This window comes from Fodinibius sp. GM108 (assembly GCF_058386985.1).
Map to the genome: position 1 here is coordinate 69298 of NZ_JBYEIR010000007.1, position 12336 is coordinate 81633.

Genomic DNA, 12336 nt, shown 5'->3' on the forward strand with positions numbered 1-12336 from the left:
TTCTATTATTCTTTCAGCATTGGGCTGATTATTTCGCCCTGATGTGTGATTGTTGTATTTAGTGTGATTTCATCCTCAAAATTGAATTCCGGTTTACCGTCTTTGATCAGATGTTTTAACAGGGCCAGCATATTTTTGGAATACAGCTGACTGGCATGATACGCCAACATGCTGGGAATATTGAGCGGACCCAGAATTTTCACTTCATTTTTAACAGTCGTTTCACCCGGCTGCGTAAGTTCACAATTTCCGCCCTGTTCGGCTGCCAAATCCACAATGACAGCCCCGGGGTGCATATCTAAAACCATCTGTTTCGTAATAAGCAGCGGCGCAGGCTTCCCGGGAATCAGCGCCGTAGTGATAATGATATCAGATTTTTTTGCGTGCTCATGAATCACTTGTCGCTGCCGCTCCTTTTCATCCTCGGCCAATTCTTTAGCATAGCCGCCTTCGGTTTCCGATTCTTCATCAAGGTCTGGAACTTCTATAAAAGCAGCACCCAGACTTTCGACCTGTTCTTTAACAGCGGGACGAATATCAAATGCTTCAACGACAGCTCCCAACCTTTTTGCGGTAGCGATAGCCTGCAGGCCTGCAACGCCGGCGCCAAGTACCAACACTTTAGCCGGTGCTACTGTCCCCGCCGCCGTCATCATCATCGGCAGATAGCGATCAAGCTCATTGGCTGCCATGAGTGCGGATTTATATCCAGCTATCGAGCTCATTGACGAAAGAGCATCCATGCTCTGCGCACGAGATATGCGGGGAATGGCATCCATACCAAGAGCAGTGATTTTATTTTGCTTGAGCAGTTCAACCGTTTCCTCGTTTTGCAGGGCCCACAGAAAGCAGATCAAAATGGAGCCTTCTTTCATATGGTTTAAATCATCTTCGGGAGGTGTTTGGATGCTGATAACAATGTCGGATTCGCTGAAGAGTTTATCCCGCTCTGATAGTACTTCTGCTCCGGCATCTTTATAAGAAGTATCGAGATAACTGGAAGCCCGACCGGCGTCAGATTGAATCCAAACTTCAAGACCCTCATCAATAAGCTTCTTAACAGTTTCGGGAATTAAAGATACCCGTTTCTCCCGATCAGCCGTTTCTTTTGGTATAGCAACAATCACAATAAGCCCCGACATCGTTAAAGTTAAATCATAACATATTGAAAACTGATATGATTACAAATATGAAATTCTTAAACTTTAAATCTGTTAAATAGTACCGGCTTGTTAATCGATGAATCCTATCGATGGTATAGGAAATATTGACTCAATCATTACGTCTTAATTTTGTACATTATGATGAAATTGAAGTAAACAAATATATTTGAACAATCATGGAAGATATCGCAGGAAAAACATTTGATGTTGTCATTGTGGGAAGTGGTCCCGCAGGATTAACGGCCGCATTGTATGCCGCAAGAGCTGATTTGAATCCTATTGTCTTTGAAGGGCCCGAACCGGGTGGGCAGTTAATGCAAACCACGGATGTAGAAAATTATCCCGGCTATCCCGAAGGTGTAATGGGACCACAAATGATGCAGGACTTCCGACAACAGGCACAGCGTTTTGGAGCTGATACACGATATGCCATGGTGACCAATATCAAGTTTGATGAACGTCCCTACAAAATGACTATCGATGAGGAAGTTGAAATTCGTGCTAAAGCCATAATTGTTTCTACCGGTGCATCAGCCAAATGGCTTGGTCTTGATAGTGAACAAAGGCTGCGTGGGAAAGGCGTATCTGCGTGCGCTACCTGTGATGGGGCATTTTTTCGCGATGAGCATGTAATCGTTGTAGGAGGCGGCGATACGGCCATGGAAGAAGCAACTTTCCTCACAAAATTTGCCAGCAAGGTAACTGTACTTCACCGACGCCAGGAGTTGCGGGCTTCAAAAGCGATGCAGCAGCGGGCATTTAATGATGACAAAATTGAGTTCATGTGGGATACCGAACTTAAAGAAGTTCACGGTGATGATGCTGTGGATGGAGTAACCGTTTTTAATAACGAAACTGGTGAAGAGACGACTCTTGATGATGTCAAAGGTGTATTTATCGCTATTGGGCACAAGCCCAACACCGATCTTTTCAAAGGTGTATTAGAGATGGATGAGGTCGGATATATCCAAACGAAAGGTCAGTCAACAAGGACCGATATGCCCGGTATTTTTGCTTCCGGTGATGCGATGGACGCCGTTTATCGCCAGGCCGTAACAGCGGCAGGTACAGGGTGTAAAGCGGCTCTTGATGCCGAACGTTACCTGGCCAAAGCCGATATTGAAAAAGAAGAGGTGAGCGAAGAAGCCATCGCTGAAGAGCACTGGAAATGATTTCTTGATGCGTGATGCGTAATGCGGAACGATTAAAGTTTCACGCATTACGTGTTACGCATTACCCATCATCTCTCCCAACCGTTTTATCAGTTTTACCTTCTGATGTGGTTTTGTCCTTTTCTTCAGAGGTCTCCTCATCTTCAAGATCTTCCTCATCCCGAATTTCAATGAAATCCGCTTCTACTTCATATTCGTCATTTTTTGGCTCTTCTTCGGGATAGCGTTCCACAATCACCTTTACATCATTCATAAACAGAACAAACATGCTGATGGCAGAAATTACGGGAGCGATGGCTGTGAAAAATGCTGCTCCGCCTACTCCTACGGTCAACTGGGACTGGAACAGTGTTTTGCCGTCTTTATTCTTAATGACTATTCGTCGTGCATTTCCTTCTCGTACTAGTTTTTTTACCTGATTTATGATTTCTGAGGAAGTGCCTTTCAGTTCTTCTGTAAAGGTTTTTCGTGAGTTTGATGTGTTCATAATAGCTCCTTTTAGCAATTTTTTTCTTCGAAACTGTAAGGAATCGTCAGTTCTAAGGTCTTACTACGTAAAGGAACAAAAAATGATTCACAAGGAGCATTTATGTTATCACGTGTTTACTGTGCTTCTACCATCGGGGTAGATGCTCGTCTTATCGAAATAGAAACGAATATGTCTCACGGTGTGCCCAAGTATTTTTTAGTGGGATTACCCGACAGGGCCGTCAGCGAATCGAGGGATCGGATCGAAGCTGCGCTGAAAAATTCCAATGCGGAGTTTCCCAAGGGAAGAAAAACGGTGAATTTGGCACCGGCCGATCTGCCCAAAGAAGGCAGTGCTTTTGATCTGCCTATAGCAGTGACACTGCTAAATGTATCCGGACAAATAAAGACTGATAAATTAGAGAATACACTTATTCTCGGAGAACTGGGGCTGGATGGAAGATTGCGTTCTGTCAAAGGTGTGTTGCCGATGGCAGTACAGGCTCGGGATAAGGGATTAGAAAATATGGTCGTGCCCGCCGAAAATGGTCCCGAAGCGGCCGTTGTTGATGGAATTGATGTCTATGCTTTTGAACATCTTACAGAAGTTATGGATTGGCTTAGAGATGGACAATCTATGCACCCCCTTAATGTGGACGTAAAAGAGATGTTCAGGAAAAATGGAGAGGGGGAGATCCTTGATTTCAGTGATGTGCGTGGACAGGAAAATGTAAAGCGTGCATTAGAAGTGGCAGCTGCTGGTGGCCATAATGTCATCATGGTGGGGCCTCCGGGATCGGGGAAAACAATGATGGCCCGGCGGCTACCTACAATATTACCACCGCTTACTCTTGATGAGGCGCTGGAAACAACAAAGATTCATTCAGTAGCGGGGTTGTTACCCGGAGGGGAGGCCCTGGTTACGCAGCGCCCGTTTCGATCGCCGCACCATACTGTGTCTGATGTGGCGGTCTGTTCATAGGTGGTATCATCTATTTCAACTCTTTTATGTGAATCACCTTTTTCTGGATCAAAGTCTCCTGTGAAGGGATCTATGTCAGCTTCATCACCAATAATCGGATACCTAAAATGGAAATCTATAATGTAGTGTTCTTCGTTCTCATCATAGTCGACCATTATTTTATCAATATGTTGTCTTAACAGGTCTCTTTTTCTCTCCTCAGAGATTTCACCAGATTGCCATCTTTTAACTTCTTTAACAAATTCCTCTATCCAGTTGATAGTTTCTTGTTCTTCATCAACTAAAGAGAGGTATGATTTGAGTCTTTTGATTTTGCCTGACTTCTCCTGTATTTCACTTGTCAGTGACTGCTTCTTACTTTTAAACTCATCTTTCTCTAAAGCATCATCTAAGTACAAATCCAACAATTTCTGTTTCTTATTTTCGAGTACATTAAGCTCATTTCGTAGGTTTGAAATCTGGGACTGTAACTTCTCCTTATCAGATACTGACTCGTTTTCTTCAAGTACTTTCTGTTTGAACTTTTTATATACCAGGTAAGAGTTGCTGAATATCTCCAAGAAAGTTTCCCAAACGAATTTATTCATCTTATCAAGATTCGGAGAGGGTAAAGGACAAGGAGGTTCATTTTTGTGTCTGATAGCTTTTCTCTTTCGAGTGCAATAATAAGACCGTTGGTCTGACTTAATTTTGCCTAACAATTTAGCATCATATTCCTCATGTCTTTTACAGTACAGTAGTCCCTTCAAAAGATAGAAGTGTTTGGTTCTGTTACCTTTATGATGGAATCGTTTATTGTCCTCCATTCTTTGTTGAAGACGATCCCACTGTTGCTCAGAAATGATAGCTGGAAAATCGTAAACTTTACCTCCTGTTTTCCGGACTCCTTTTCGTAGTTCAGACTCTAAGATTCTTCTGACTACATTATCTCTCCACACCATTTCATCAGTATCAACTTTCTGAGTCCCGTTGTCTCTGTCATACTCAATGTATCCTTTGTCAACTGTTTTCGCTGAGTTTGTTGGTATGTTATTATCATTTAACCAGTTTGCAATATCTCTGATTGACTTACCTTTGTGGACCATATTGACCATCTGCTTATATATCTCAGCTTGTTCTTTATCAATGATCACTAGTCCGTCTTCGTCTCTTTTATAACCGTACGGAACTTGAGCACCTTGCCACTTTCCTTTTTCATAGGATTCTTCGAGTCCAGACTTGATCCTTTTAGCCATATTATTTCTCTCAAACTCATACACTTTATTAAGGATACCTGATATGAGTTGATCCATTGGATCAGATAGGTCTTTAGGCTCTCCTTTATCTCCGATCCAAAGTTTTACATCATTTTCGACAAACTCTCTTCTCAGCCATTCACTCCAAAATGACTTACGAGATAGTCGGGAATACTCGTATACAAACAGGTGCTTACAATTTCCGTTTGTTATCTCCCGATGAAGCTTAGGAAAAGCTTCTCTTTCCATCGGTTCAGTTGTACCTGAGATAGCACCTTCGTTGAATATTTTTACGTCTTTGAATCCTTTACGGTCGGCTATCTTCTCAGCTTTCTTTTTCTGGAATTGCAGAGAATTACCTTCATCGGATTGCTTTTCTGTAGAGACTCTTAGGTAGGCGTATAAAGTTTCGTTGGAATAGCTCATTATGGCAGAATTTGGTTAACAATTCGTTAATTGACGGTAACGAAATTTCTACCACCTATCAAATAACCCCCCCCTCCTTCATTTATCAGAATCCACGTATTCGAATTTTGGTTTTTTGTACCACCCAGAACAATGCTTCCATATATAACTTGCGTCAGCGTCATAATCCTCAGCAGCTAATGACAACGAGTCATATATTTTTCCCGATTCAATGTGTCTAACTTTTCGTATATCAGCAGTATCCCTCTTTTTGGTACCTTGCATTGCTGGCACATATTCACCTGACACATACTTTGGATCATCTATTTTAACACTTTTAGTCTCACCAGTCTTAGGATCTTTTACACTAACTAATCCTTCATTATGAAAACCTTCACGTAGAACTGCTTCGTTTTGGTTTAATTCCTCATCTATACATTCTTCAAGCAAATCAATTTTATAAAGTATTGCGTCCTGTGCTGACTCAAAACCAATCTCAATAATCGTTTTATCTAAATTTGGTTCGTTTTCTTTAACCCATTTATTATGCCAACCGTAGTGATCTTTATCTTCTTTTGGATCACATTCACAAGTTCGTGAACCGATATAATACTCTCCGCTATCAGGATCTTCTACTTTAAATACGTAGTGATGTTTGTCATTCATATCACATCGAATTTATAAAAAACAATGTTCTTTAATTATATCTTTCAACTGGTTATGATTATCTACAAATCTTGAAATGTCTATTTTGCCTGAGGTATCTAACCACAATTTATGCTCCATTTTACCAACTTTAAACAAACTAAGATCTATTTTAAGAGCACACTTTGGTTTGCCTTCTTGAGAAAATAAACTATTCTGATCTGAATTTTTTGAAACTACAAATCCATGATATTGATAATGCTTTAAAACGTTGCCGTAATATCTCTTTGGGTCTTTTGATAAACTATCAGCTAGTTGATCACTGTATACTGATATACCAAAATCATGGTCAGAAGGATCAAATTTTTTAGTGTTTTTTTGTATCGTGTATGCATTATATGAAACTGAACCTAAATCTGTCTCAAGCCACTTATCCTTTGGAGCCGTAGGTGCGTTGTCTACACACAATTCATTTATATCAGAACCACTATACCACCAGACTTTTTCTACGCTGAAAATGTCATTAAAATATTTCTCGACTCGCTTACCTACTTTATAAAGATATTTTACAGGTTCCTTCTGAATCAGAAATTGATAGTTTTTTGCATTAAAACTGATATTCATGTTGAAAATTGGATTTAATAGAATGGAAAATCTTTTGCACTAAAATTATTAAATGCTTTCTCAGTTATTTCGAAAGCATTTTTATGATGATCTATTTTTTCGACAACTAAAGTAATCCAGTTTGGTTGAGTTTTAAGACGTAACGTAAACACATTTTCTAGTTCTTCAAATATCCAAAGCTGTAAAGAAAGTTTAGCAGCACACTTCTCTATTTCTTTGCTGCTATATAACCAATTATGGTCATCAGTTTTAGATATTAAAAAACCACGATATGTAAACTCAATTGGAGTAGTACCTTTGTAATAATCCGGATCATGTGATGTTGCCTCAACTACTTCAGTCCCATTATTTAAAAGTCTTTGTTCATCTAATGATTTGTCATGTCTATTTTCTGAAATGGATCCTAAATCTGTAGAATGCCATTTATCCATCCAATCATCATCAGATAAATCATCTTCTATTGTATCTTGTAAGTAATCTCCGTCATACCACTTCAAATCTCTGACATCAGGATGATTTTTTATAACCTCATCAACTTGTTTTCCTACTTTGTGTAGATGTTTTATAGGTTGATTTTCAAGCTTTTGTTGGTAGTAGTTTACTCTGAATTCAAACATGGAAATCAATTTTGAAGTAAGTAAAAGTATAAAAAGATGTGAGCCGGCCTTGTTATCACCTCCAACTCTTAGGAGCATGTAACCGGCCGACCCACTATCCAAGCACTGTCCAAGCGACTAAGCTGAGCCGCTCGTTTGCTTGAATTAAAGTTCTTCAGCATTAAGTTCAGATTCGTTCATCTTTTCTACACTTTGAATACGTTGTGCTATATCAGCTTTCTTAAATTTCAGTGCATCAATTAGATGTTTTCTTGCTGCTTCGAAACCTTTAAAAACCTCATCTACTTCCAGTTCCGGTTTATAATCATCTTCCAGGGTTTCAATTTTTTTGATATCTACAAAATCTAAATTGCTCTCAATTTTTTTTATATCGAGACCTAGTTGGCTTCTGTCTTGCTTACTACGAGTTATGAAATAATAAGTGTTATTAGGCATAATGTGGGTATTTTTTAATTTTGTTAAGTGTATTTGTAAGTACTACTTACAAGATAAGAAGCTTGAAAAGTGCCCTCAAAATATTATAGCTGACTTTAAAGTATAGGTAACAACATGCTCAGATTGATTTAAACGCTGATTTTTACAAAAAATAAAATAAAATGTTATAGGAAAAATATACTGTCAGATATAAAATCAGATACAAAAAAATATACAAATGAGAGTATATACAGAGAATTGATCGCTGTGATTCAGATTTTGTATCTATATATTCAAATATTAACCCTGTTTCTGTTACTGATTCATACTTATTAACAGAACGATCCCACCACCGCCAGAAAGAGATTTGTTATTAAAAGGTCTATTGGATCACATTACTTGGCGGTGGTGGTTGATCTGATAGACCTTTTTTATTTTCTGAGAGACAAATGGAATCATTCACATTACCACAAAATCTATTTGATAAAGTTCAGGAGTTATCAAATTCAACTTCTCAGACCTACCGTATACTTCAATTTTTAGAGCACTATTCTAAGCAACTTGCTTATTCTGATGATGTAGTGAATGGTTATGTCGGAATCCCTTCTCGTACGTTAATGAATTTCGGTGGCTCTAAATACAAAGAACGAATAGTAAAGCCACTGAAAAAAGCAGGATTATTAACCAATACTTCTTATTCATCAGGAAGATTTTGTAAAGCTTATAGAGTTCCATTGATGTTAGAACCAATGCAGAAAGAGATAAGAGTAAAAATGGTATATAAGCTGAATAGGCTAAAGAGCGGTCAGGAAGTTGATTTGATAGAAGACGATCAAGTAATAGAGCCTAAATTCTACGACACGAAAGATCATCAGTACCAAGACTACACTTCTTCATATACAAAAGAACTTATTAAGGATCTGAAGATTGATTACTTAGGTGCTAAGAAGGAAATATTAACTCCACCATTGAAAGACGGTTTTGAGTCACATCAAAGAAAGATAGCTGACATTCGAGATAAGAAGTTTTTTGTATCCAGATCAACTACGAATGATAGACTGAATAGTAGTTTAGCTTTCTTCCCTTCTTATTTACTGAAGTATATAACCCATAAAGACAAAAATTTAGTTGAGTTAGATTTATCCTGTTCTCAACCGTTATTGATAGCTGATGAAGGATTAAAGAAAGGTGACTTTAAAAAGACGGATAAGTTTGTACAAGATGTAGAGGAAGGAAGCTTTTACGATAATATTGTCAGTGAATATAATAGCCGGTTTTCAAACAAAGTTGATAGAGATTTTATAAAAGGACAATTATTTGGTGTTGTATATGGAAAGAATATAACGAGAGCTAAAATCAGGAAAACAGTTAAGGTAGTATTGGATTTATATCCTGAACTGTTACAACACACTGAATATGAAAAACAAGAATTGAAATACCACAACCTATTACCAATTAACCTTCAGAAGAAAGAGTCTTCAATCTTCATTGATGGAATTTATAAAGAAATTTGTGATAGGGAATTGGTAGCCTTCAGTAAACATGATGGAATTTTAACTACTGAAGAGAATAAGGATGAGATACTTGAGATAATGAAAGGTGAATTGGATGAACAATTAAAAATGCGCTACAATATAAAATTTAAATCAATTTAAAATATCATTTCATTTTACCTTTACTATTATTTTATGTACAAGGGTTGTGTTTATAACGTTTAAACGGCGATTTCAAGGGATATTAAAATTACAAATCAAGAGTAAAATTATGGGAAAACTTGACATTGAGACGTTAAAAAAGAAGCTGGAAAGCATCGATTATTCATCTAAAAATGAACCTGAACAAGAACCTGTTTGGGTATCCGATCCAAGTCCAGTAACTACAACAAGACCACTCTGGGTAAAAGATAGCTATCCTCCAAGAGATGATTATCTAACCTTTGAGTCTGAACAAGAAGCTGCTAACTATATTGGATGGACAGCTGAAGAGGTTTGGCTTGATTGTGTTAGAAGGAATGAGACTTTTGTATTTGTGAATGAGAATTGATATCCAAGGATTGGCTATTAGAGGGGGATAGAATCCTTGAACTTAAAACCTAATACTAAACCACCTGAACCAGCCCTAGGATCTTAAGCTTTTGGAGATAAGCCTAGTAAGAGTTATAATTAGTTATAACTAGTTCACACTTGTGAATCACAGATGTAAACTAGAATATTTAAAAAACTGAAGTGGACCCACCGGGATTCGAACCCGGAGCGCTCCATGCCAAATGAAGTGAGTTAACCTTTAACTCTATGGGCCCTTCAGATAAGCCATCCAGTTACCGCTGGATGGCTTTTTTTATTTCTTACTACATTATAAGCATCATCAAGTAAAAAGTCGTGATATTAAAAATTGTGTAAATCTATCTTAGCATGCTCTAAACGTCGATAGGTTTACAAACCTTAACCTGTTCATGTTGCACACTATGTGCGAGCCTCACTACAATTTTTCCTCACTATCAACTTAATAGATTGCAAACAGAATTTCGTTACTTTTAAAATTTTGGTTAGAGAGCTCTAAGTCGATTTAGAACAAGCTGACGTGGGTACTGTTATATTATAACAGTTGTAATTTACATTCAGCTTGTGCGAGTATTACTCCTTCATCAACATAAGGAATGGTGAAGTCTTACCGAAGGAAATTGTATTACACTGAGTACAATTCAATGATAAAATTGTTATCCAGTTGACAAAATTGTGAACCCATTTAACATTTGTCGAATTGAATCCGCCGTTTAAACTATTTTGAGAAAGGTGGCGTAAAAAATGTTAGAATAACATTAAGGAATTCTAACACGGAAGCGCCTTTAAATGCTCCAAAATGTTAAGTTTTTAATTATAAATTTAATTGAAATTTTAATTAAGTCTCTTCTGGTTGTGCGAGCAATCAAATCAAACGACGGTTTTTCTTTTTCGGCAAGTACTTATTAGTGGAGACAAAAAAGTCTTCGAGATATCACACTTCTTCGAGATTGGTGGCTTAGGTTTTTTGTGTCTCCTTACATTCCCTGAGCCACCATTCTTCTTAAAACAAATTAGAGAGAAAGAGAGTGACTAAAGAGAGTTCAATTTTTAAAAAATTGCATGAGAAAGGAATACTAGGTGCAGATAGGATACACGAGCTTTTTATAGCTAGTGCACATCGAAATGACTTTGTCTTGTATACGTACTTCATCAGCTCATTTAAAAAATGGGAAAAGACACTTCTTACTGATGAAGAAAGAGAGATGCTATACGAAATGCTTAATGATAAAGCAGTTCAAATCTTAGCTGATTTACGGAAGAGACCAATCAATTCTAGAGATATCGAAAGCAAATGTAGTAAGCTGATGAAAGAATTATGTGTGGAGAAGGACGATTAATTCAGATTTCCCGAAAGGAATTGTAGTACATAGCATGAGTGAGTATATCGTTTATGAAGGCTCTTCTTGGTATGCTAAAGGATTTCTAGAACAGGTTGGATTAAGCGTTCATGCTTTGATAAAACCAGATGGAAAAGTTGATCAGATGGTTCCAACTACTGAAAAAGCTTTACATGCTGGTAAGTCAGAGCACAATGGTATAACAGGGTTGAATGATCACTACTTAGGATTCGAACTGCTTGTTTATGGAAATAATAGCTACTCAGAATTCTTAGATAAAATTGAGAAACGTGAGACTTATACAGATCAGCAAATAGATTCAGCAGTTCTCTTAACCAGAGTTTCGATGGAAGCCTACAATATTACAGAAGAGAATGTAGTAAGACATTCAGATGTATCTGGTGATGATATCAGGGGAGAAGGAAAAGGTAAGAAAGATCCAGGTGATGGTTTTCCATGGCTTTTATTTAAAGAACGAATATCAAATTAATAAACATCATAGATGTCTATGACATCTGTTAATTCAGGAGAGAAGTAATGTCAGATAAATACTATTCATTCATAGAACTACAAAATATTCATAATACAATTGAAAAATTTTTGCATCAATACGAAGACGACATCTCTAAAAAATTAGAGTGGTTGTTAAGGGTAAATAAAAAACGTGCAAAGGAAGAAGCTCAAACTGCTCGTTCAATTATTCAGAAAGATTTAAAAGAAGTTAGCGATAAGTACAAAGAAGACATCCAAGATCATCAAGAGAAAACTCTTGATGTAATAGAGGAGAACGGTGGTACTATAGAAAAGAATGAGGATGGAGAACCTTTCTGGACTAACCGAGATGATATGTCAGATGAGAAGCTACAAAACATCAACAGAAAGATGGCTGAAGTAGATGAGAAATATGAAGAAGCAATTAATGAACAAATGGATGTACAGCTACATAATTCTCAGGTAATGAGTGAAAAAATTGCTGAGGTAAGATTCAAAGAGATCGACATTGAGATGTTTTTAGACTTTATGGAAATGAAAGATATACCTGAGCATCTACTTGAAATAGTATCATTTGGAGAGTAAGCAGTGGTCTCAATCAAAGTTGACTACAAACCTAATAAAACAATCGTCGTTGGCAGTCTGAAGAGTATATCATTTCGAGATGAAAACGGGGTTATAAAAGCTATTTATAAAGACGGTGAGCTAATTAAGTAGAG

At 37.5% G+C, this 12336-nt stretch carries 14 protein-coding genes and 1 tRNA gene; 7 read left to right on the plus strand and 8 right to left on the minus strand.

Annotation, left to right across the window (positions count from 1 at the left end; all coding sequences use genetic code 11):
* Positions 1-5: 5 nt before the first annotated feature.
* Positions 6-1127 carry a Re/Si-specific NAD(P)(+) transhydrogenase subunit alpha gene (locus ACT3ID_RS13670; RefSeq protein WP_491542834.1) on the minus strand — a complete coding sequence of 374 codons (1122 nt, stop codon included), beginning with the start codon at positions 1125-1127 and terminating at the stop codon, positions 6-8.
* Positions 1128-1339: 212 nt separating this feature from the next.
* Between ACT3ID_RS13670 and trxB the strand changes: the two genes are divergently transcribed.
* On the plus strand, positions 1340-2335 hold the full coding sequence (trxB, locus tag ACT3ID_RS13675; protein ID WP_491542612.1) for a thioredoxin-disulfide reductase: 996 nt from the start codon (positions 1340-1342) through the stop codon (positions 2333-2335).
* Positions 2336-2396: 61 nt separating this feature from the next.
* Here the strand turns inward: trxB and ACT3ID_RS13680 are convergent, their stop codons facing one another.
* Entirely contained in the window at positions 2397-2822 is a 426-nt protein-coding gene (locus ACT3ID_RS13680) for a DUF4342 domain-containing protein (protein WP_491542613.1), read from the minus strand.
* Between the two features lie 102 nt (positions 2823-2924).
* Between ACT3ID_RS13680 and ACT3ID_RS13685 the strand changes: the two genes are divergently transcribed.
* On the plus strand, positions 2925-3785 hold the full coding sequence (locus tag ACT3ID_RS13685; RefSeq protein ID WP_491542614.1) for a YifB family Mg chelatase-like AAA ATPase: 861 nt from the start codon (positions 2925-2927) through the stop codon (positions 3783-3785).
* Here ACT3ID_RS13685 and ACT3ID_RS13690 read toward each other — a convergent pair.
* The 5 genes from ACT3ID_RS13690 to ACT3ID_RS13710 form a co-directional block, all read right to left on the minus strand.
* Complete coding sequence (locus tag ACT3ID_RS13690) at positions 3683-5446, minus strand: recombinase family protein (RefSeq protein WP_491542615.1); 1764 nt, start codon at positions 5444-5446, stop codon at positions 3683-3685. The two genes, ACT3ID_RS13685 and ACT3ID_RS13690, sit on opposite strands and share 103 nt — an antisense overlap.
* A 78-nt stretch (positions 5447-5524) precedes the next feature.
* Positions 5525-6091, minus strand: a complete 567-nt coding sequence (locus tag ACT3ID_RS13695) for a hypothetical protein (RefSeq protein WP_491542616.1) — start codon at positions 6089-6091, stop codon at positions 5525-5527.
* Positions 6092-6103: 12 nt separating this feature from the next.
* Positions 6104-6694: a hypothetical protein gene (locus tag ACT3ID_RS13700; RefSeq protein WP_491542617.1), complete on the minus strand. Its 591-nt coding sequence runs from the start codon at positions 6692-6694 to the stop codon at positions 6104-6106.
* A 14-nt stretch (positions 6695-6708) separates the two neighbouring features.
* Positions 6709-7311, minus strand: a complete 603-nt coding sequence (locus ACT3ID_RS13705) for a hypothetical protein (protein ID WP_491542618.1) — start codon at positions 7309-7311, stop codon at positions 6709-6711.
* 144 nt (positions 7312-7455) lie between these two features.
* Entirely contained in the window at positions 7456-7746 is a 291-nt protein-coding gene (locus ACT3ID_RS13710) for a hypothetical protein (RefSeq protein WP_491542619.1), read from the minus strand.
* A 428-nt stretch (positions 7747-8174) separates the two neighbouring features.
* Between ACT3ID_RS13710 and ACT3ID_RS13715 the strand changes: the two genes are divergently transcribed.
* Positions 8175-9380, plus strand: coding sequence for a hypothetical protein (locus ACT3ID_RS13715; protein WP_491542620.1), 1206 nt, complete (start codon positions 8175-8177; stop codon positions 9378-9380).
* A gap of 109 nt (positions 9381-9489) precedes the next feature.
* Complete coding sequence (locus tag ACT3ID_RS13720; RefSeq protein ID WP_491542621.1) at positions 9490-9768, plus strand: hypothetical protein; 279 nt, start codon at positions 9490-9492, stop codon at positions 9766-9768.
* A 183-nt stretch (positions 9769-9951) separates the two neighbouring features.
* Here the strand turns inward: ACT3ID_RS13720 and ACT3ID_RS13725 are convergent.
* Positions 9952-10024, minus strand: a tRNA-Pro gene (locus ACT3ID_RS13725).
* A 789-nt stretch (positions 10025-10813) separates the two neighbouring features.
* On the opposite strand from ACT3ID_RS13725, the gene ACT3ID_RS13730 reads away from it, so the two are divergent.
* Genes ACT3ID_RS13730 through ACT3ID_RS13740 form a run of 3 tightly spaced genes read left to right on the plus strand, consistent with a single transcriptional unit; the run spans position 10814 to position 12202 of the window.
* On the plus strand, positions 10814-11125 hold the full coding sequence (locus ACT3ID_RS13730; RefSeq protein WP_491542622.1) for a hypothetical protein: 312 nt from the start codon (positions 10814-10816) through the stop codon (positions 11123-11125).
* On the plus strand, positions 11106-11615 hold the full coding sequence (locus ACT3ID_RS13735; protein WP_491542623.1) for an N-acetylmuramoyl-L-alanine amidase: 510 nt from the start codon (positions 11106-11108) through the stop codon (positions 11613-11615). Before ACT3ID_RS13730 ends, ACT3ID_RS13735 begins: the two co-directional genes overlap by 20 nt.
* A 47-nt stretch (positions 11616-11662) precedes the next feature.
* Entirely contained in the window at positions 11663-12202 is a 540-nt protein-coding gene (locus tag ACT3ID_RS13740) for a hypothetical protein (RefSeq protein WP_491542624.1), read from the plus strand.
* Positions 12203-12336 lie beyond the last annotated feature (134 nt).

What these genes read in the sequence shown, in the direction of transcription:
- trxB (WP_491542612.1), top strand. Translation starts at nt 1,340, where the DNA reads ATGGAAGATATCGCAGGAAAAACATTTGATGTTGTCATTGTGGGAAGT.
- ACT3ID_RS13680 (WP_491542613.1), bottom strand. Translation starts at nt 2,822, where the DNA reads ATGAACACATCAAACTCACGAAAAACCTTTACAGAAGAACTGAAAGGC.
- ACT3ID_RS13685 (WP_491542614.1), top strand. Translation starts at nt 2,925, where the DNA reads ATGTTATCACGTGTTTACTGTGCTTCTACCATCGGGGTAGATGCTCGT.
- ACT3ID_RS13690 (WP_491542615.1), bottom strand. Translation starts at nt 5,446, where the DNA reads ATGAGCTATTCCAACGAAACTTTATACGCCTACCTAAGAGTCTCTACA.
- ACT3ID_RS13695 (WP_491542616.1), bottom strand. Translation starts at nt 6,091, where the DNA reads ATGAATGACAAACATCACTACGTATTTAAAGTAGAAGATCCTGATAGC.
- ACT3ID_RS13700 (WP_491542617.1), bottom strand. Translation starts at nt 6,694, where the DNA reads ATGAATATCAGTTTTAATGCAAAAAACTATCAATTTCTGATTCAGAAG.
- ACT3ID_RS13705 (WP_491542618.1), bottom strand. Translation starts at nt 7,311, where the DNA reads ATGTTTGAATTCAGAGTAAACTACTACCAACAAAAGCTTGAAAATCAA.
- ACT3ID_RS13710 (WP_491542619.1), bottom strand. Translation starts at nt 7,746, where the DNA reads ATGCCTAATAACACTTATTATTTCATAACTCGTAGTAAGCAAGACAGA.
- ACT3ID_RS13715 (WP_491542620.1), top strand. Translation starts at nt 8,175, where the DNA reads ATGGAATCATTCACATTACCACAAAATCTATTTGATAAAGTTCAGGAG.
- ACT3ID_RS13720 (WP_491542621.1), top strand. Translation starts at nt 9,490, where the DNA reads ATGGGAAAACTTGACATTGAGACGTTAAAAAAGAAGCTGGAAAGCATC.
- ACT3ID_RS13740 (WP_491542624.1), top strand. Translation starts at nt 11,663, where the DNA reads ATGTCAGATAAATACTATTCATTCATAGAACTACAAAATATTCATAAT.